The organism is Fibrobacter sp. UWB4 (genome assembly GCF_002210345.1).
Classification (GTDB): domain Bacteria; phylum Fibrobacterota; class Fibrobacteria; order Fibrobacterales; family Fibrobacteraceae; genus Fibrobacter.
The window spans coordinates 63,673-81,786 of sequence record NZ_MWQI01000003.1; the positions used below are offsets into that span (position 1 = coordinate 63,673).

Genomic DNA, 18,114 nt, shown 5'->3' on the forward strand with positions numbered 1-18,114 from the left:
GCGAAGTCGAAGGATCTAGTAATTTTTTAGAGGAATATAACTGGATCCTTCCACTTTCAGTGTCAGGATGACGTTGTAAAGAAATTGCTATTAATTAACTATTGACTAATGACTAAATACTAATGACTATAGACTAGATTATGTTTGAAATTGCATTAACTGTTTTTTGTTGTCTTGCGGCTTCGGCGTTCTGCTCTGTGACCGAAGCCTCGTTCTATAGCGTCCCGCCTTCGACGGTGGAAGTCTTGGAACGCCAGAAGAAGTTTACCGCGCGTTACCTGAAGCACGTGAAGAATAATATCGACCGCTACATCGCATCGGTGCTTGTGGTGAATACAGTCGCGAATACGGTGGGTGCGTCCCTGGCGACGGCCTTGGCCGTGAAACGATTGACTCCTTCGCAGGCGATGTTGCTCCCTGTGGTGCTTACGATTCTCATTTTGCTCTTTGGCGAAATCACTCCCAAGACACTCGGCGTCAAACAGGCGAAAGTTTGTGCGCCGCTTGTGGCCGTGCCGTTCTACTACATCACGAAAATCCTCAGCTGGACAGGGATTATCTGGCTTTGCCTCACGCTTACCAAACACTGGACGCACGAAGACAAAGAAAAGAAGGACGTGAGCATTGAGGACATTAACAGCCTCGTGAGTCTCGGGCTTCGCGAAGATGTGATTGACCGCCAGCAGGCGCTTGTCATCAAGAACATCCTTTCGCTCAAGTCGCTTCCGGTGCGCCGTGTGATGACGCCGCGACAGGTCGTGTTTACGCTCTCTGCTGACAGTACGATTGGTGAGACTCTTGACGAGCGCGGCAACTGGCCGTTTTCGCGTGTGCCGCTTTACGATGGTAAAAAGGACAATTGGATTGGGATTGTGCTCCGCCGCGATGCGTACAACCAGCTTGCCGAGGGCCACCGCGATGTGAAACTCCGCCAGCTCATGCGCCCGATGCAACTCGTGCCCGACAGCCTTATGACCGACAAGTTGTTGCTTAGATTCCTCAAGCAGCGTGGGCATATCGTGGGCGTTGTCGATGAATGGGGCGCGATTGCGGGCATCGTGAGTCTCGAAGACGTGCTCGAAGAAATCCTCGGCCGTGAAATCGTCGATGAATTCGACGTTGCCGTGAACCTCCAGGAAACGGCCCGCCGCAAATCCAAGGCGCTCGCAAGCATGCGCAAAGAGAAAAGTAGACAGTAGGGGGGGGGGCGAGAGAACGCCCTTCGGGCTACAGACGACAAATGCATAAGGCGAATGTTGCAGGGCTGCTCGCAGACCTATAACTGAGCCTAGCATTTGGTACTTGTACAGAGACGAAAGGTGCGGAATGTGTCATCCTGAGCGGAACGTAGTGGAGTCGAAGACAACCTCAAAAGGCGAGTGTCGCAACCATACTCGTATGGGTATGACCGAGCCGAAGAGGTTGGGGCTACTAGCCCCATCTAGTGACGTATTTCTAATGACTATTGCCCAAAGACCATTGGCTAATAACTAAAATTACTATACTAATTAATGTAATTATACCAATTGATAGAATGCTTAACCCGCTAAAATACTACTTTTTTCAAAAAATTCACCTTTTTACCCTTGAACCCTTGCGGAAAATCATCTAAATTTACTCTGCTTTTCTCGGGGCGCCTGTGCCCCGGAATTTCACTCACTAGAGGATTTACATGAAGACCATTACGGTAAACCCGAAGACTGTCTCCCGCAAGTGGAAGCTTGTGGATGCAGCTGACAAGCCGATGGGACGCGTTGCAAGCGAAGTTGCTCGTCTCCTCATGGGCAAGCACAAGGCCATCTATTCCCCGAACGTCGACACTGGCGACTTCGTGGTTGTCATCAACGCTGAAAAGGTTGCCGTTTCTGGCAACAAGGCTCTCCAGAAGCAGTATTTCCACCACACTGGCCACATCGCCGGTGAACGTTGGATCAACTTTGCTGACCTCTTGGCAAAGAACCCGACTGCTCCGCTCGAAGCTGCCATTTGGGGCATGCTCCCGCACAGCGCTCTTGGCCACAAGATGATCAAGAAGCTCAAGATTTTTGCAGGTGCCGAACATCCGTTCGCTGCCCAGAAACCCGAAGTCGTAGAACTTTAATTTAGAACGGAGAAAACTATGGCTACAGCAAAGAATAAGAAGATCTACCGCGGCACTGGCCGTCGCAAGAACGCCATCGCCGCTGTGATTCTGAAGCCGGGTTCCGGCAAGCGCACTATCAATGGTCGTGATTTCAAGGAATACTTCCATTCTGAAGTGCAGGACATGATTGCAAATCTTCCGTTCGCCATCCTTGGCAACGCTGAAGAATGGGACGTCGAAGTTACCGCTCGTGGCGGTGGCATCGCTGGCCAGATGGGCGCTGTCCGTCTCGGCATCTCCCGCGCACTTGTTGCTAACGATGCAGAAGTGAAGCCGGCTCTCAAGAAGGAAGGCCTCATGACTCGTGACGCACGTGCCGTTGAACGTAAGAAGTTCGGCCGCAAGAAGGCTCGTAAGCACTTCCAGTTCAGCAAGCGCTAATCTGCGATTTTGCTTTTACGGAAAACCCTGGCATCTGCCAGGGTTTTTCTGTTATTACAAGACCGTTCGGCTCTTTTGCAAGCACGAGAATGTGATATCGCCTCACTCTCGCCTCCACGATTCGTTGATACGAATCGCTTGAGGCTCACGAAGTCTCCGCTCCGCGGAGGCTTTTCTGTATTTTTGCTGTTGTTTCCCACGTCATCCTGAGCGTAGCGAAGACAACTCAGAAGGCGAGCGTTGCAAAAATGAGTTTGCTCATTTTTATAACCAAGCCAAAGAGTTGGGGCTTCAGCCCAATCCAGTTATTTTTGTGCTTGAAAAAGGAGATGCCCTCCCCATACGCGGATCATGACTACTAAGCAGCATAGCTGCAAGTAGTCAAAGACGTCAGAGCGGGGCATGACACATGCGGCAAAGCCGCGTCTTTAAACTACTAACTAATGACCAATGACTATTGACTAGTGACTAGTGACCAATAACTAACGACAATCCTAAAAGTTATCGTCTCTATCGAACATGTGCGTTATGAATTCCACGACGAGTGTTTCGTAGGCGTCATCGCTAAAGATCGGCTTCTGCATCAGGTCAATCGCTTCCTGTGAAAGTTTGCCTGTCGTTGCGAGTTCGGCGCCGCCCTTGCGGTACTTTTCACGGAGCATGTTCAAGCGGCGCGGCCCGCCACGGTGGTCGAGCGCACGCATTTGCGGGCAGGCGATAAGCGTGTAGCCCTCGTGCCCGAGAATGATGTCGAACTGCTTGCGGACCGGTTCGTAGACCACGTCCAGGTCCATCCAGGCGCAACTCGAAAGCAGAATGATTTTCTGCCCTTCTTTCTGGAACTGGAGCCCGTGTAGCGGGGTGCCCATGGCGTTTGCGCCGTCTTTAAGCTTCTGGCCCATGTACGGGTGGACCATGCCCACGATGCGGTCCATCAGGACCTTCATCTGGCCCGGGACGCCGAACAGGAATAGCGGAAAACTCCAAATGACAATATCCGAGTTGATGAGCTTTTCGCGGATCATCGGAACATCGTCGTCTTTCATGAAGCACGAACCGTCCTCGCGTCCCCAGCAGCTGAGGCAACCTCGGCACGGCTTGATGTTCATCTTGTCGATGAAAATATATTCGGTTTCATAGTCGCCATTTTGCTCGATCCCTTCAACAAAAGCCTTTGTCGGGATGAGGGTTCCACTACGTTCCCTTTTCGGGCTTGCGACCATAACGAGAATTTTCTTTTTTTCTGCCATGCGCCCAAATTTAGAAAAAATTAACATCTGGAAAAAGGTGCCGTTATATGGAATTGTGCCTATTATATAGTGAAAAAAAAAGCATTTTATTTTACTATTCTTATATTTTCTATATTGCAGGACTGTTATGAATAAGGCGGATGATGTAATGAAATTTGATTCTTTTGTCATTTTTGGCGGATGTGGTTTTATAGGTTCGCATGTGGTGGACCTGCTCCGTGAAAAATACCCAGATGCAAAGATATACATTGCTGACCTCCTTGCCGATACCGCTCAATCAGATGGTGTGATTTCCTATCAGCGTGTAGATGTGCGTAGCCCCATTGAATTGCAGGGCGATTTTGGCGCAAATACCCTCGTGTTTAACTTTGCCGCAATTCACCGCACTCCAGGGCATCCTGATTACGCCTATTTCGAAACAAATATTCGCGGTGCTGAAAATGTCTGCGATTTTGCCCGCAAGCATGGCATCGAAAATATCGTCTTTACGAGCAGCATTGCTCCGTACGGTGCCGCAGAAGAACTGAAAACGGAAGAAACTCTTCCGACCCCGAACACCCCGTATGGAATCTCCAAGCTGGTGGCTGAAAAGATCCATCGTGAGTGGGCTGCTGAAAATGCAAGTCGCAGACTCTCGATCGTACGGCCGGGCATTGTATTCGGTAAGGGTGAAAATGGCAATATGACCCGCCTTTATAAGGCTCTGAAAAAGCGCAAGTTTGCATATGCTGGCCGCAAGGACACCATAAAAGCCTGTATCTATGTGAAGGACCTGGTTCGTGTGATGCTTGCAATGGGCGAAGCTGAAGGCGAAAAAACAAAGCTTTACAACTGCTGTTATTACCCGTCGTTCACGATTGAGCAGATTGCCAATACCATGCTCAAGGCGACTGGCATGCGACGTCGGATTCCTTTTATCCCACGTAAACCGATGATGGCCGCTGCGACTCTCTGTGGCTTGTTTGGCGGCCTTGGCCTGGGCATATGCCCTGCCCGTGTGAAAAAGCTGATGGTGAGCACAAATATCGACGGCCAAAAACTTGCGAAAGATTATCCACTTTCCTATTCACTAGAAGACGCTTTCCGTGATTGGTTTAAAGATTGCGGAGAGGAGGAACTGGTGTAGCATGGGCGCTAAAAAAACGACCTTAGCATTTGTCATTCTTACATGGAATTCCGAACGCGTTATAGAACGATGTGTGCGTTCTGTTTTTGCGTTGAAGTCTTTTGATGTCTCTGCGTATGTTGTAGACAACGGATCGTCAGATAAGACTGTAGAAATCCTGGATGCCTTGACGCAAGAATATTCTCAGTTGCATGTCATCAAGCGTGCGTTTAATGAAGGAACCACTGTACCGCGTAATCTGGCCCTCAAAGAAATTAGTCCTGATACCGATTATATTTGCGTTCTTGATTCCGATACCGAAGTAAATGACGATGCCATTCAGGCGATGGTAAAAACCTTGGACAACAAGCGTGTTGGTATTGTCGGGCCGGAAATGAGGAATGAAGCGGGCGTTCTGCAGAATAGCGGCCGCAAGATACCGACATTGACGATTAAGCTTTCCAAGGTCCTGCCTTTAAAGAAAGCACAGCGCTGGGGCGAGTCGCTTGAGTTTTATAGCTATCCAAGTGACCAGAAGGTTGTCCCTGTTGGGTACCTGATGAGTGCCTGCTGGATGTTCCGACCGGAGATTTTGGACCAGGTCGGCTATCTGGACGAGAAAATTTTTTATGCGCCTGAAGACGTTGATTTCTGCCTACGCTGCTGGTTGGCTGGCTTCGGGGTTGTCCAAAATAAAAATGCCAGGATCCTGCATAGCTGGCAGCGCCTTTCGCGCAAGAAGCTTTTCAGTAAGCACAACTGGGAACACATAAAAGGGCTGGCGTATTTATTTACGAAACATCGCTATTTGTGGTCTGCACGAAAGATTGAAAAATTGGTGGCTGGATTTGCTAGAGGAATGCTATGAAACGCGTTATAACATATGGTACATTTGACCTTTTGCATTATGGTCATATTAATCTCCTGAAAAGGGCAAAGGCTCTTGGGGATTATCTTATCGTTGTTGTCTCTTCTGATGAATTTAACTGGAATGAAAAACATAAGAAATGCTATTTCTCTTATGAACAGCGAAAGACGCTCGTTGAATCTATTCGTTATGTTGATCTTGTTATTCCTGAAGAAAGCTGGGAACAGAAAAGAACGGATGTTCACGAATACCATATAGACACTTTTGTTATGGGCGATGATTGGGCTGGAAAGTTTGATTTCCTGAAAGAAGAAGGCGTGGAAGTTGTCTATTTGCCAAGGACTCCTGAAATAAGCACGACTCAGATAAAAAAAGACTTGAATGTGCAAAAAGCATAGAAGGGAAAAGTGAACGAAGTTTTTGAAAAAAATTTGCGCAAATTGCAGCTTTTGCAATTGGATATCGCTAAAGCCATAAAGGAATTGTGTGAATCAAATGGAATTCCGTATTTCTTGATTGGTGGAACTCTTCTCGGTGCCATTCGCCATAAAGGTTTCATTCCCTGGGACGATGACTTTGATGTAGGAATGTTGAGGGAAGACTATGAACGGTTTATCAAAATTGCAGAAGAAAAACTGGACAAGAAGAAATTCTTTTTAGAGACTTGGGATACAGAAAAAGGTTACGGTTTCCCTTTTGCAAAAGTAAAATTGAATGGAACCAGGTATCCAGAACGCAACGCCCCCAAAAATCTCCATCAGGGAATTTTTGTCGATGTTTTCCCGATCGATACCGCAGCCCCGACAAAAAGAAAAAGACTTTTGCAGCTGGCCGTTTTTCAGGTTACGTATAAATTCTACATTTATAAAAAGGGATATGTTCCCAGAGTCCTGTACAATAAGAAATCCAATGTTAAATGGATCGTTGCCAAGATAATGGGCGCTGTAGCTCATCTGGTGCCTGATTCTGTATTGAAAAATATCATCTCGAAGAGCTTGAAATTTTACAACTTGTCGTCGGGAACGGTTGCCGTAAATTTGCTAGGTGCGTACGGCTATAAGGAAACGTGTTCAAAAGAAGGACTCGTTGAAACCATAAAAGTTCCGTTTGAAGATACTGAATTTGCAATACCTAAAGGCTATATAGAATACTTGACGAACATGTACGGCGATTATATGCAGTTGCCTCCTGTAGAAAAGCGTTACAATCGACACGGAAATTACGATTCTGTTGACTTCGGAGAATACTCGTAATGCGAATTGCGTACTTGCTGCCTTATTTTACAATAGTCAGTGGTTCCTTTGGGGGAATCAAGATGCAGGCTGTTCAGTGGCGCGACATGTTGCAAAAAATGGGGCATGAAGTTGTTGAAATAAATCCCTGGGAAACATACGACTGGAAAAGTTTTGATGTGATACATTTTTTCTTTTTTGGTTCGTCTTTTTTTTCCCTTTATTCATCTTTAAAACTGCGTGCACCGCAGGCAAAATTTGTCTGTTCTCCGGTATTAGATCCGCATTATCCGTTGCTTGTATATAAAGTTCTTTCCCGGATTTCATATCCGAAGGCAAAAATCTTTGCGGATTATTCTGCGTTAAGACGTTATAAATCTGTTTTTGACGTGTTCCTTGCCAGAACACAATATGAACAGAAGTTTTTGTCGGATGCGTTCGGTATTAGCCCTTCCAAAATACAGCTGGTTCCTTTAAACAGCCGCTTTTCGAAAGTAGATTCTTTGGATCAAAATAAGAAGGAAAACTTCTGCTTGCATGTGTCTCGAATTTGCGACTCGACAAAGAATGTGGAACGGCTTGTCGATGCCGCGTTAAAGTATAATTTTGACTTGGTTTTGGCGGGTGCAAGTACTGATGAATTTAACGCAAAATTAGCGCGTAAAATTGGATCCCGCCAGAATATCCAGAATTTGGGACGCGTATCCGATGAAAAATTAAAGGACCTGTATTCTAGGGCAAAAGTATTTGCTTTACCTTCGATTCGAGAAGGGGTAGGATTAGTGGCGCTAGAAGCTGCCAGCTATGATTGTGACATTGTGATTACGAATATAGGCGGCCCTAAGGAGTACTTTTTACCGAATGCCATTGCCGTCGATCCCTATAGCGTTGATGAAATTGGCTTAGCTGTAAAAAGATTCCTGGATGGCGATACTTGTCAGCCTGCATTGCGAAAGCTCATTGCTGAAAAGTATTCGGAAACTGTGGTAACCCAGAAATTGCTGGATGCATATTCGAGAATGTAAGGGTTGGGAAAGACGATGTCTACGCATTCCTTGGCAGATAAACTAGTGATTATGGCAATTCTTGCATTGCCGTACGACGCTATACCGCATATATTGCCTTTTGTCTATAGGCCGTTATCGCTGTATTTTATTGTCGCCGCCTTTGCCATTTATTTGCTCCAGAATCATGGCCGCTTTAGTTTGCCTAAGCCTGTTATTCAAATTCTCTTTTTTAGTGTTGTTTCTGTCTCTGTTGGAAGTGTTGTCTTGCTTTACCATACAGGATCTTTTGTTGGCTTAAAATATTATGTTCCTGGCTTGGCGATGGGGATGCTTTCTGTTATTGTCTTTTCGCAGTTCCTATCTCGCCATAAGGATCCCGATTTTCCCAAGACCGTTTTAAAGTATGTTGGATACGCTTATATTCCGGCGATGTTTTTGGGCACTTTGGAAACTTTATCCTGTTACCATATCTTGCCGCACGTATTTAAATCCGTAATCAATACCATCTTTGGGGGCTGGCAGGAATTTCGTCCATGTTTGACAAATTCGGAAGCTTCTTATGCCTCCCAGCACATGGTTTTTGCCATTTTCGTTTATGCTTATCTGTATAAAGTTTTCCATTTAAAAAAATGGATGTATTGTACGATTGTCGCCGCGATGCTCTTGTTGTTTACGGTTAGCACGAAGGGATATCTTTTGATTATATTGTCGGTGGCCTTTTATGGTGTGTTTTCTAGCATTGCGAAGGGAAATTTCCAAAAAATGGTCTTGAAATCTATCGCAGTATTGTTTGTGCTTGCTTTGATTTGCTTTGCGATGTATCAGGTTTTATTGCTTGACCCTGGTACGTATTTTGCCAAAAGAGTATTGGAGTTTAAGAGCATTTCTGAAACAATCGAGTCTGATTCAAGCGCGTTTGTACGACTTGGGCTTCCTATGATTGCTTTAAAAATGTTTCTCCATAATCCTCTGCTTGGTTTGGGTGCAGGTGGTTGTCATGTTTTTACTTTAGAATATATTCAGAGATTCATGCCTTTCGCAATGAATCTCAATGATGTTCTGTATATGAGAAAAACGGGAAATGCGATGTCCTCTGCAATAATTTTTCAAGTGCTGGCTAATTTTGGGGTATATGGCTTCGTATTGTTTATCCGTCCACTTGTTGTCATTTGGAAGCGGAATAAAAAAATAGTGGCATCCATAAGATCCTTTGCTTTGCTTTTTTCATTTTTTATTGTACAGGTTGTTCAAAGTGGCAATTGGGCTTATATGCATATGTGGTTCCTGTTCGCTTTCTTCTCTATAAAACGAAGCGAAAGCTACAGCTCTTTTGCTGGCCCTTCTAAAAATGGTTGATTTATGCTAAATAGAACTCAGGAAGAAATTATTCAAAAATGGCCAAAAGATTGGAATACTCCGCTGGTCAGCGTTCGGTGTATTACTTATAATCAGCAGTCTTTCATTGCTCAGACTTTGGATGGCTTTTTAAGTCAAGAGACCGATTTCCCATTTGAGGTAATCGTCCATGATGATGCATCTACCGATAAAACAGCGGATGTCATACGTGAATATGAAAAAAAATATCCTAAGATAATCAAGCCTATTTATGAAACTGAAAATCAGTATTCAAAGAATGATGATTCTTTGGATAAAATCGTCGATTCTGCATGTAAGGGAAAGTATATAGCTTTTTGTGAAGGTGATGATTATTGGATAGATCCTTTAAAGTTGCAAAAGCAAATAAGTTTTCTAGAAAAGAATTTGGATTATGGATATTCTTATACCAATTTCAAAGGCTTTAATCAGCAAAAGCAACAATTTTTTGAAATGAATATCGAGGGATTGTCTGGAGATAATTATGCACATGAAATGCTGAATCCGACATCGTCTATATGGACTTTAACATTTTGTTGCCGAAAGGAATTGTATCTCTCTAGACCCAAGTTAAATAGAAAAGAATATTTTTGTGGGGATAGACTGATATTTTTGCATTTAGCTTCTATTTCTAAGGGGCACTATTTGCCTGAATGTACAAGTGTCTATAGAAAACTTTCAGAGTCTGCTTCGCATTTTAAATCGAAGAGAGCAATATTTAAGTTCTGTTTTTTCCATAACAAAACATATCTTTATTTTCTTGATCATGCAAGACGTTTTGAAGGTTGGGACAAGGCAAAAAAAAGATTCTCGATTAGACTTCTCCCTTATTGTTTCTTTTCCAGTGATTGGGAGGCTTTTAAGAAAATTGAACTTTCACTGTTCCCTGTAAAGTTTGAAAGTTTTTACTGGACGATCAGGTATCTTTTTGTTTTCGCAGTATATAAATTGTGTAGAATAAAGCCGTTTTTTAAGTGTGGATGTTTTTTGGTGAATCTTTTGGATCGAAAATAAGTGTATTTTTGCAATTTTTACAGTGTAAAAGATCTACCTGTTATATTGTAGAACTGTCATGGAGAAATTATGGCAAATAAGCAAATAACCGTCACTTCCCCCCTTCTCCCGTCTTTGGAAGAATTCACGCCGTATCTTAAGGATATTTGGGATCGCAAGTGGCTTACTAATAATGGCCATTATCATCAGGAGTTGGAACGCGCTCTCGCCGAATATCTTGGAGTTGAATACATTAGCTTGTTTACTAACGGAACTCTTCCGCTTATTACGGCGCTCCAGGCAATGCGCATTACGGGCGAAGTGATTACCACCCCGTATAGCTTTGTGGCGACAACGCACTCTATCTGGTGGAACGGGCTTACCCCGGTATTTGTCGATGTTGATCCGGCGACGGGCAACCTTGATCCTCAGAAAATTGAGGAAGCGATTACTCCGAAGACAACAGCCATTATGCCTGTGCATGTGTACGGCAACCCGTGCGATATCGAAGCCATCCAGGAAATCGCGGACAGATACGGCCTTGCCGTCATCTATGATGCCGCCCACGCCTTCAACGTGAAGGTCAACGGCCGCACGATTCTTGATGCAGGTGACATGAACACGCTCAGCTTCCATGCGACCAAGACGTACAACACCGTCGAAGGTGGCGCCCTTATCTGCCACGATGCACGCACCAAAAAGCGCATCGATTACCTCAAGAACTTCGGTTTTGCGGGCGAAACGACTGTGGTTGCTCCAGGTATCAATAGCAAGATGGACGAAATCCGTTCTGCTTACGGCCTCTGCAACCTCAAGCACATTGACAATGCCATTACCGCCCGCAAGAAGGTCGCGCAGAAGTACCGTGCAGCGTTATCGAATGTTCCTGGCATCTCCATGTTCAAGGAACGCGATGACGTGACCTACAACTACTCGTACTTCCCGATATTCGTGAACGAAAAGGAATATGGTATCAGCCGTGACGCTCTTTACGAGAAAATGAAGGAACACAATGTCCTTGGCCGCCGTTATTTCTATCCGCTGATTTCGAGTTTCGCCATTTATCGTGGCTTGCCGTCTGCAACCAAGGAAAACCTCCCTGTCGCAACCCGCATGGCCGATGAAGTCATCTGCTTGCCGATGCATGCGGGACTTACGGACGAAGATGTGAACAGGGTGCTGGAACTTGTTTGCAATAAGGGGAATGTATAATGAAGAAAGCGTTATTGCTGTGCTCGAGCCATAATGACCTGGGCCTGGTTCGTGCACTTCGCAAGCTTGGGTATTACATTATCGTTACCGGTAACAGGGCTGATTTGCCCGGTCAAAAATGGTGCGACGAATTTATTCTTGCGGATTATTCGGACAAAGAGAAAATCCTGGAAATTGCACGGAAAAATTCCATAGATGCCATCATTCAGTGTTGTAATGATTTCGGTGTGTACACTGCGGCCTATGTCGCGGAAAAGCTCGGATTGCCCGGCTATGATTCGTACGAAACGACCTTGACGCTCCACAACAAGGACTTGTTCAAGGAATTTGCAAAGAAAAACAACATTACCAGTCCGGTATCGACTCCGTTCTCTTCTGAGAAAGACGCTCTCCAGCATCTGGATACATGCTCATATCCGATAATAGTAAAGCCGACAGATTGCAGCGCAGGAAATGGAATTCACAGGGCTGACAACAAGGCGGAAGGGATTAAGTATGTCCAGGAAGCTTTCTTGAAATCTCGGGCCAAAAGGATTGTTATCGAACCCTATGTGTCTGGCACTCAGCATGGCTTCTGCACTTTTTTGCGCAATCAGAAAGTATGCGCGATATGCAGCAATAACGAATATTCTTTTTTAAATCCGTACCGTGTTGAAATCGACACGTATCCTGCCGACAATTTCGAAATCGTTCAAAACAAGCTTGTAGAGCAGATCGAGAAAATCGCCCATATCCTGAACCTAAAGGATGGCATATTCCATTTGCAGTACATCTATGATGGAAAAGATGCCCAGATTATCGAAGTCATGCGACGCATTTTAGGCAATATGTACCATGTCCCGGGCAACGCCCTTACAGGTATTGACTGGGAATATTGGGAAACTCGCGCAAGATGCGGCCTCGACTTGTCGGCATTTCCTTCTGTTGTAAGTCAAGAGGGGTGCTTCGCCTACAAGACTATCTTGGCCCCCAAAAACGGAAAGATTAAGTCTATCGAAATCCCGTCCAGATACAATAAGCATTTGGACAGCGTGTTTATGCTAAAGCAGAGCGGTGATTTGATAGAAAACAATATGTCCGAGCCGGTCGGCTTCATGTTCTTCTGCTTCCCTGATCAGCTCACGATGAAGAAAGAACTTATTGAATCCTATGTTAATGACGCCGTAACAGTTGAATAGGAGGGCTGTATGAATAACCAACACGAACTTTGCATTGGCATGGCCGGCGCAGGTCGAGCGACAGAACTGCATATGGAAGCCCTAAAGAGATTTAGCGGCATCCCATTATGTTATAAGAGAATTATCGCGAGACGCGAAGACCAGGTCAAAAAGATGCAGGAGCGTTTTGGTTTTTTAGAATACTCCCTTAAATTCGAGGACCTGTTAAACGACCCTGAAATAGATGTCATTGATGTCTGTACCCCGCCATACGCTCACGCTGATATGGTCGAGCAGGCTTTAAAGGCTGGGAAGCACGTCATCTGTGAAAAGCCGCTAAGCGGATATTTTGGAGAAGACGGGGATAATACGCCGATTGGTAAATGCGTCTCGAAAGTCAAGATGTACGAACGGTTGCTGACCTCTCTTGACCACTTGAAAGATTGCGTAGAGAAATCGAAAAAGAAGTTCTGCTATGCCGAAAATTTCATTTACGCCCCGGCTGTAACAAAGGCTGCGGAAATCATCACAGCAAAAAAGTCGAAGATCCTTTTTTCAAAAGGCGAGGAATCTTTAAAGGGCTCCAGTTCTCCGGTTGCTGGGGAATGGGCTAAGACCGGCGGCGGAACGTTCATAAGGACGGGTGCGCATCCGCTATCTGCAATAATTTGGCTCAAGCAGATTGAGGCCAAGGCAAGAAACGAAAAAATATCTGTCCAGTCCGTATTTGCCGACATGGCCCAAATAACACCGAGTTTGAACGATTACGAACATCGTCATATTGCGGCAAGGCCAAACGACGTTGAAGATTTTGGAACGGTGATTATTACGTTCTCTGACGGGACCAAGGCGGTCGTTATGGCGACCGATACTTTGTTAGGTGGAAGCCGTAACTATGTCGAACTGTACTGTAACGATGCCGTGATCAATTGTAAATTGACCATGTCCGATTTGATGAGCACCTATTTCCTGGACGAAGATGGCCTTGATGATGTCTATATCTCAGAAATGTTGCCTTCAAAGAAAGGCTGGAACAATCCGTTCCTGGAAGATGTCATCATGCGTGGATATGTCGATGAAATGCGTGATTTTATGGAATCGATTTATTATAATCGGGAGCCAAAGTCTGACTATTGGGTCGCGCACGAAACGTTGCGAGTCATTTATGCAGCCTATAAATCTGCTGAATTAGGAAAAGCTGTAGTTCTTTAATTTTTTACCAATGTCTCTAAAATCATCTGTTATATCCTCGCTATTCTGGAAATATTTTGAACGCCTTGGTACCCAAGGTGTTCAGTTTATTGTTGCGGTTGTTTTGGCAAGATTGCTATCGCCTGCTGATTTCGGCTTGATAGCTCTTATCATGGTCTTTATTACCATTTCAAATGTATTTGTTCAAAGCGGTTTAAATACAGCTCTGATTCAAAAGAAAGATGCCGATAATCTTGATTTTACGACCGTCTTTTACTCGTGTTTGCTGTTGGCTTGTGTGTTGTATGCAGGCTTGTTTTGCGCAGCTCCGTTTATTGCCCAGTTCTATAACAGTCAGAACGAGCTTGTCCCTGTTATTCGAGTCCTTGGACTGATGCTTCCTTTGGGAGCCTTGAGTTCAATTCAGGAGGCTTATGTTGCTCGGAATATGATGTTCAAGACACTTTTTTATAGAAGTGTTGGAGCGATTATTCCCGCAGGACTAATTGGTGTGCTGTTTGCCTATTGGGGATATGGCATTTGGTCTCTTGTTATTCAACAATTGACGAATTCGTTGTTGATTTGCATCATAATGTGGTTTACCGTTAAATGGAAACCGAGTTTGTCGTTTTCGTTTGCCCGCTGGAAAATGCTGTTCTCGTTTGGCTGGAAATTGTTGTGTTCGTCATTGCTGGATACTTGCTATAATAATTTACTGAACCTGATTGTTGGCAAAATGTTTAATCCAACGGCTCTAGGTTATTACAATCGTGGCGATCAATTCCCTAAATTGATTGTGAACAACCTGAATTCATCTATCCAGTCGGTGATGCTGCCTTCTTTGTCATCTGTGCAAGATGATAAACCTCGTTTAAAAGTGATGATGCGTCGAGCTATAGTAACAAGTTCATTTTTTATTTTGCCTTTAATGGCAGGGCTTGCCGCTGTCGCAACACCGCTAACTCTTGTTGTCCTTGGTGAAAAGTGGCTCCCTGCGGTTCCTTTTATACAGATATGCTGTGTTATCTATGCTTTTTGGCCGATTCATACGACAAATCTTTCTGCAGTCAATGCGGTTGGACGTAGTGATATCTTTTTAAAACTTGAATTGATAAAAAAGGGTTATGGCCTGGTCGCTATTGCCATTGCTGTTTTATTTTTCAGGTCGCCAATAGGCATTGCGATGAGCAGTGCTATTACTGCTCCGCTTGGGGCATTTGTGAATGCTTATCCAAATAAAAAGTTATTGAATTATGGATACATTGAACAGACGAAGGATATTCTGCCTTCTATGGCGTTATCTGTTTTTATGGGCGGATGTGTTTATTTTGTATCTTGTTTGTTGTCCGATAAATTTGCGATAAGTCCGATTCTGCAATTGGTTGTCTTGTCTCTTTTGGGCATGACTCTTTATTTGGGACTCGCTAGGCTGTTGCATTTAGAATGTCTTGATTATTTAATAAAGACTGTAAAGGAATTTCGCAATAGGAAAAAATGATGGAATCTTGCGCAAAAAGAAGTGTTAATGTCGTAGTTCTAGGGATATTATTCCTTTGCCAGACTTTATTCGCCTCTCCGGTGATTTCTCCGGAGAGGTACAACCTCAAGCTTCTCGATACGGCGCCGATGCTGTTCGAATTCCATAGGCTTACAACCACTTCTGCAAAACAGGAATTTCATTATCCACAGAGGGATTCCTCCTGGCGCAGGGATGCCGCCTATAGAGAAAAAGATGCCTTGCTGAAATTTCAGTCCAATCGGACGTTCCTTGCGACAAGTCTGGTTGGCGGAATAGACTTCCGAGGTGGAAAAGCTCTTGGCGATACAATCTGGCCCGGGATTGACGGCGGACTTTATTTGAGAGGCTATATAGATTCTCTGGAATTTGTATTGGATGCTCGAATTTATTCAGAACGTCATTATTCGAAAAATCCGCAGTCTTACGATGGTGAATACATTGACCTTCAGCTGGAAGAAGTTAATGACGGTCTTGAATATGTCAGTTACGCTCGTTATCGAGGCCACTTGTCTTTAAATATGGGCTTTGCCCGATTTGATGTCGGCCGTGATGTAATGCATTGGGGGCCTGGCTACTATAACAACTTGGCCTTGAATCAGTTCTCGTTACCTTTTAATTCGATGTCCCTAGATTTGCAGGTTGGGCCGCTTACTGTCCTTACTATTTATGGTGACTTGCGCGTTTTCAAGGGTAATTCAAACAAAGGTAACAAAGCAGCCCGAAATCTATATGGACATCGATATGAACTGGACTTCGGCAATCTTGTCGTGGGGATGAGTGAACTCCAGGTTGTTCATGATGACAATAATGCATGGCTTTTTGTTCCGATCATTCCACTTTTTATGGAAAAGGGGAATTACACAGAAAGCTCCAATAACGGTGCGCTGTCGTTTGATTTAAACTATAGATTGTTCAACAAGGCTCGTTTTTATACGGAATTCTTTATGGATGATTTTCAGAGTCCTATAGAACTGATAAAAAATGAGAATATTCAGTCAAAATGGGCTTGGATGATTGGCGCCCAGGTGGCTCACGATTTCGATTGGAAAAATCATGCATTCGAAGTGGGAACACTTTTTGAATACGCTCGTGTTGAACCCTATGTATATACGCATTTTAAGAGCAATACGGCTCAAATGGCTCATCTTGAAGTTCCGCTTGGTAATCAGGGCGGTCCTAATAGCATGACTATTGACTGGTTGATGTATTCGCGAATGGATAAGCGATGGGTATTTGGCCTACACCAGAAATGGTTCTGGAAAGGTACGGATACAGGAAGTTCTATAAATGATCCCAATCCGCTGAATCACGCTGTTGTAAAAAAGCGTTTTCTGCATGGTGCCAAAATGCAGTATTCCATCACCCCGATTCTCGGTATCGAAGGCCGCTATGTCAATTTCGATCTAGAATGGACCCTTCTGGGCGATCGAAAAGTGTATTCCAGAGCTGGGTTCAAGTGGTAGTTAAAGCGAAGGAACCAGTTTGTCGAGTTCTTTGATTTTGTTCTGAAGCGCCTTTTTTAGCATTTCAATGGCTTCGTCAAAACTTTTTTCTTCGTCACCTATTTTGTGAGCCGTGATGTTAATGGGCCAAAGCTTTATGTTCTGTTCGTTTGATTCCTTGACGTAATTTGCAAGAGAGTCAATAAAGGCGTTCATGGAACCGAGCGAATCTTTAATGACTGGCCATCTTTGCTTAAATGCTTCTTTGAAAGAATCCTTCTCGAAAAATGGCTTAAACAAAGCCGTTTTTTGATTTATAAGCCCTGTCTTGTTTAATTTGAACGTGCTGTAATCAAAATCCCAAACGGGGCCGGCAGAAAGCTTGCCGTTCTTGTCTTTATGCATGTAGACGCTTTTGGGGTGCATCGGTTCACTGTTTGTCGATAATGCGTATACCGTGAAGTAGTCGATAAAAGAATTCTGATCGACATAGTCAAGATAGGTGGAATCGTCTGCGTCTAGTTGCAAAGTCTTTTCGGTTTCATTGATGTAGTCTGTTATATAATTGTATTGGATTTTGTCTGGCTCGCTTGGGTATTTTATATTGACGGGAAGGTCATTGTATTCCGTTTTAAATTTGAATTCTTCATCGTAACTGGTATCGAATTCAAGTAAATAGGAGTCGTCGTCTAGTTCGAGCCTATTCTTTTTGACTTCGATTTTTTCGCAGATGTAATAGTTGCCTAAAAATTCTCCGTTTATGATCACATCTGCAAACTTGCCGCTTGGGGTCCAGGCGAGAGATGTTTTACGGGCAAGTTCAAATGCGACGGCGTTTCTAATTAAGGTTCGGTCTCTATAGTTTGCGAGCATGACCCATTTTTTAGCTTTGGCCATACCCAGTAAGGATTGCTTTGTTTCAAACTTTATTGCGTAGGGCTTTTTGGGATAAAAGTCCCACGTTGTGTTTCCTCTTCCCTTTATGGTCAAATCCAGGATTTCGCTTTCGGGTTCATACTCGTTCCAGATTTGCATTTTTGCGGGGATTTCTGTTTCGCGATCCTTTATGGCTTTATGTTTTCTCGTTTCGATCACGATTCTTGGAACACCTGTGTACGGTTGCTCAAAGTCTTCGATTGAGAGTTCTGTGATAGGTACTCCGCTTGCTGATGCACTATCATCACTACAGGCAGAAAAGAACAAAACTATAAGGGTGGCGATTACGTAAATTGCCATGCTT

General features: G+C 44.3%; 17 protein-coding genes. 15 read left to right on the plus strand and 2 right to left on the minus strand.

Annotated features, from left to right (window positions below; all coding sequences use genetic code 11):
* Nucleotides 1-140 precede the first annotated feature (140 nt).
* The 3 genes from B7990_RS07025 to rpsI all read left to right on the plus strand — a co-directional run bounded on the left by B7990_RS07025 (nucleotide 141) and on the right by rpsI (nucleotide 2,524).
* Entirely contained in the window at nucleotides 141-1,199 is a 1,059-nt protein-coding gene (locus tag B7990_RS07025; protein WP_088640304.1) for a hemolysin family protein, read from the plus strand.
* A 473-nt stretch (nucleotides 1,200-1,672) separates the two neighbouring features.
* A complete protein-coding gene (gene rplM, locus B7990_RS07030) occupies nucleotides 1,673-2,101 on the plus strand; it encodes a 50S ribosomal protein L13 (protein ID WP_014545714.1) in 429 nt (142 codons plus the stop codon).
* An 18-nt stretch (nucleotides 2,102-2,119) separates the two neighbouring features.
* Nucleotides 2,120-2,524: a 30S ribosomal protein S9 gene (gene rpsI, locus B7990_RS07035; RefSeq protein ID WP_014545713.1), complete on the plus strand. Its 405-nt coding sequence runs from the start codon at nucleotides 2,120-2,122 to the stop codon at nucleotides 2,522-2,524.
* A 494-nt stretch (nucleotides 2,525-3,018) separates the two neighbouring features.
* Here rpsI and B7990_RS07040 read toward each other — a convergent pair whose 3' ends face one another.
* A complete protein-coding gene (locus B7990_RS07040; RefSeq protein WP_088640492.1) occupies nucleotides 3,019-3,774 on the minus strand; it encodes a flavodoxin family protein in 756 nt (251 codons plus the stop codon).
* Between the two features lie 148 nt (nucleotides 3,775-3,922).
* Between B7990_RS07040 and B7990_RS07045 the strand changes: the two genes are divergently transcribed.
* The 12 genes from B7990_RS07045 to B7990_RS07100 all read left to right on the plus strand — a co-directional run bounded on the left by B7990_RS07045 (nucleotide 3,923) and on the right by B7990_RS07100 (nucleotide 16,895).
* Nucleotides 3,923-4,900 (plus strand): NAD(P)-dependent oxidoreductase, encoded by a 978-nt coding sequence (locus tag B7990_RS07045; protein WP_088640493.1) that lies wholly within the window; start codon nucleotides 3,923-3,925, stop codon nucleotides 4,898-4,900.
* A gap of 1 nt (nucleotide 4,901) precedes the next feature.
* The gene (locus B7990_RS07050; RefSeq protein WP_088640305.1) at nucleotides 4,902-5,747 is read left to right on the plus strand and encodes a glycosyltransferase family 2 protein; all 846 of its coding nucleotides are present in this window, start codon (nucleotides 4,902-4,904) and stop codon (nucleotides 5,745-5,747) included.
* Nucleotides 5,744-6,145 carry a glycerol-3-phosphate cytidylyltransferase gene (gene tagD / locus B7990_RS07055; protein WP_088640306.1) on the plus strand — a complete coding sequence of 134 codons (402 nt, stop codon included), beginning with the start codon at nucleotides 5,744-5,746 and terminating at the stop codon, nucleotides 6,143-6,145. The genes B7990_RS07050 and tagD overlap by 4 nt, the downstream gene beginning before the upstream one ends.
* A 9-nt stretch (nucleotides 6,146-6,154) precedes the next feature.
* The gene (locus tag B7990_RS07060) at nucleotides 6,155-7,000 is read left to right on the plus strand and encodes a phosphorylcholine transferase LicD (protein ID WP_088640307.1); all 846 of its coding nucleotides are present in this window, start codon (nucleotides 6,155-6,157) and stop codon (nucleotides 6,998-7,000) included.
* A gap of 62 nt (nucleotides 7,001-7,062) precedes the next feature.
* Nucleotides 7,063-8,004, plus strand: coding sequence for a glycosyltransferase family 4 protein (locus B7990_RS07065; RefSeq protein WP_176407229.1), 942 nt, complete (start codon nucleotides 7,063-7,065; stop codon nucleotides 8,002-8,004).
* 51 nt (nucleotides 8,005-8,055) lie between these two features.
* Nucleotides 8,056-9,342 (plus strand): O-antigen ligase, encoded by a 1,287-nt coding sequence (locus B7990_RS07070; RefSeq protein WP_173465012.1) that lies wholly within the window; start codon nucleotides 8,056-8,058, stop codon nucleotides 9,340-9,342.
* A 3-nt stretch (nucleotides 9,343-9,345) separates the two neighbouring features.
* Nucleotides 9,346-10,374 carry a glycosyltransferase gene (locus B7990_RS07075; RefSeq protein ID WP_088640310.1) on the plus strand — a complete coding sequence of 343 codons (1,029 nt, stop codon included), beginning with the start codon at nucleotides 9,346-9,348 and terminating at the stop codon, nucleotides 10,372-10,374.
* A gap of 69 nt (nucleotides 10,375-10,443) precedes the next feature.
* The gene (locus B7990_RS07080) at nucleotides 10,444-11,565 is read left to right on the plus strand and encodes a DegT/DnrJ/EryC1/StrS aminotransferase family protein (protein WP_088640311.1); all 1,122 of its coding nucleotides are present in this window, start codon (nucleotides 10,444-10,446) and stop codon (nucleotides 11,563-11,565) included.
* Nucleotides 11,565-12,743: an acetyl-CoA carboxylase biotin carboxylase subunit family protein gene (locus tag B7990_RS07085; protein WP_088640312.1), complete on the plus strand. Its 1,179-nt coding sequence runs from the start codon at nucleotides 11,565-11,567 to the stop codon at nucleotides 12,741-12,743. Before B7990_RS07080 ends, B7990_RS07085 begins: the two co-directional genes overlap by 1 nt.
* Nucleotides 12,744-12,752: 9 nt before the next feature.
* Entirely contained in the window at nucleotides 12,753-13,934 is a 1,182-nt protein-coding gene (locus B7990_RS07090) for a Gfo/Idh/MocA family protein (protein ID WP_088640313.1), read from the plus strand.
* A 10-nt stretch (nucleotides 13,935-13,944) separates the two neighbouring features.
* Entirely contained in the window at nucleotides 13,945-15,411 is a 1,467-nt protein-coding gene (locus B7990_RS07095) for a lipopolysaccharide biosynthesis protein (protein WP_088640314.1), read from the plus strand.
* A complete protein-coding gene (locus tag B7990_RS07100; RefSeq protein WP_254917377.1) occupies nucleotides 15,408-16,895 on the plus strand; it encodes a hypothetical protein in 1,488 nt (495 codons plus the stop codon). Before B7990_RS07095 ends, B7990_RS07100 begins: the two co-directional genes overlap by 4 nt.
* On the opposite strand, the gene B7990_RS07105 is transcribed toward B7990_RS07100, so the two are convergent.
* Nucleotides 16,896-18,110 (minus strand): CotH kinase family protein, encoded by a 1,215-nt coding sequence (locus tag B7990_RS07105; protein ID WP_176407240.1) that lies wholly within the window; start codon nucleotides 18,108-18,110, stop codon nucleotides 16,896-16,898.
* Nucleotides 18,111-18,114: the final 4 nt, after the last annotated feature.

Excerpts from the sequence above, each read along its gene's own strand:
- B7990_RS07040 (WP_088640492.1), bottom strand. The coding sequence starts at position 3,774 with ATGGCAGAAAAAAAGAAAATTCTCGTTATGGTCGCAAGCCCGAAAAGG.
- rplM (WP_014545714.1), top strand. The coding sequence starts at position 1,673 with ATGAAGACCATTACGGTAAACCCGAAGACTGTCTCCCGCAAGTGGAAG.
- B7990_RS07045 (WP_088640493.1), top strand. The coding sequence starts at position 3,923 with ATGAAATTTGATTCTTTTGTCATTTTTGGCGGATGTGGTTTTATAGGT.
- B7990_RS07095 (WP_088640314.1), top strand. The coding sequence starts at position 13,945 with ATGTCTCTAAAATCATCTGTTATATCCTCGCTATTCTGGAAATATTTT.
- B7990_RS07100 (WP_254917377.1), top strand. The coding sequence starts at position 15,408 with ATGATGGAATCTTGCGCAAAAAGAAGTGTTAATGTCGTAGTTCTAGGG.
- tagD (WP_088640306.1), top strand. The coding sequence starts at position 5,744 with ATGAAACGCGTTATAACATATGGTACATTTGACCTTTTGCATTATGGT.
- rpsI (WP_014545713.1), top strand. The coding sequence starts at position 2,120 with ATGGCTACAGCAAAGAATAAGAAGATCTACCGCGGCACTGGCCGTCGC.
- B7990_RS07025 (WP_088640304.1), top strand. The coding sequence starts at position 141 with ATGTTTGAAATTGCATTAACTGTTTTTTGTTGTCTTGCGGCTTCGGCG.
- B7990_RS07085 (WP_088640312.1), top strand. The coding sequence starts at position 11,565 with ATGAAGAAAGCGTTATTGCTGTGCTCGAGCCATAATGACCTGGGCCTG.
- B7990_RS07070 (WP_173465012.1), top strand. The coding sequence starts at position 8,056 with ATGGCAATTCTTGCATTGCCGTACGACGCTATACCGCATATATTGCCT.
- B7990_RS07075 (WP_088640310.1), top strand. The coding sequence starts at position 9,346 with ATGCTAAATAGAACTCAGGAAGAAATTATTCAAAAATGGCCAAAAGAT.
- B7990_RS07090 (WP_088640313.1), top strand. The coding sequence starts at position 12,753 with ATGAATAACCAACACGAACTTTGCATTGGCATGGCCGGCGCAGGTCGA.
- B7990_RS07065 (WP_176407229.1), top strand. The coding sequence starts at position 7,063 with ATGCAGGCTGTTCAGTGGCGCGACATGTTGCAAAAAATGGGGCATGAA.
- B7990_RS07105 (WP_176407240.1), bottom strand. The coding sequence starts at position 18,110 with ATGGCAATTTACGTAATCGCCACCCTTATAGTTTTGTTCTTTTCTGCC.
- B7990_RS07080 (WP_088640311.1), top strand. The coding sequence starts at position 10,444 with ATGGCAAATAAGCAAATAACCGTCACTTCCCCCCTTCTCCCGTCTTTG.
- B7990_RS07050 (WP_088640305.1), top strand. The coding sequence starts at position 4,902 with ATGGGCGCTAAAAAAACGACCTTAGCATTTGTCATTCTTACATGGAAT.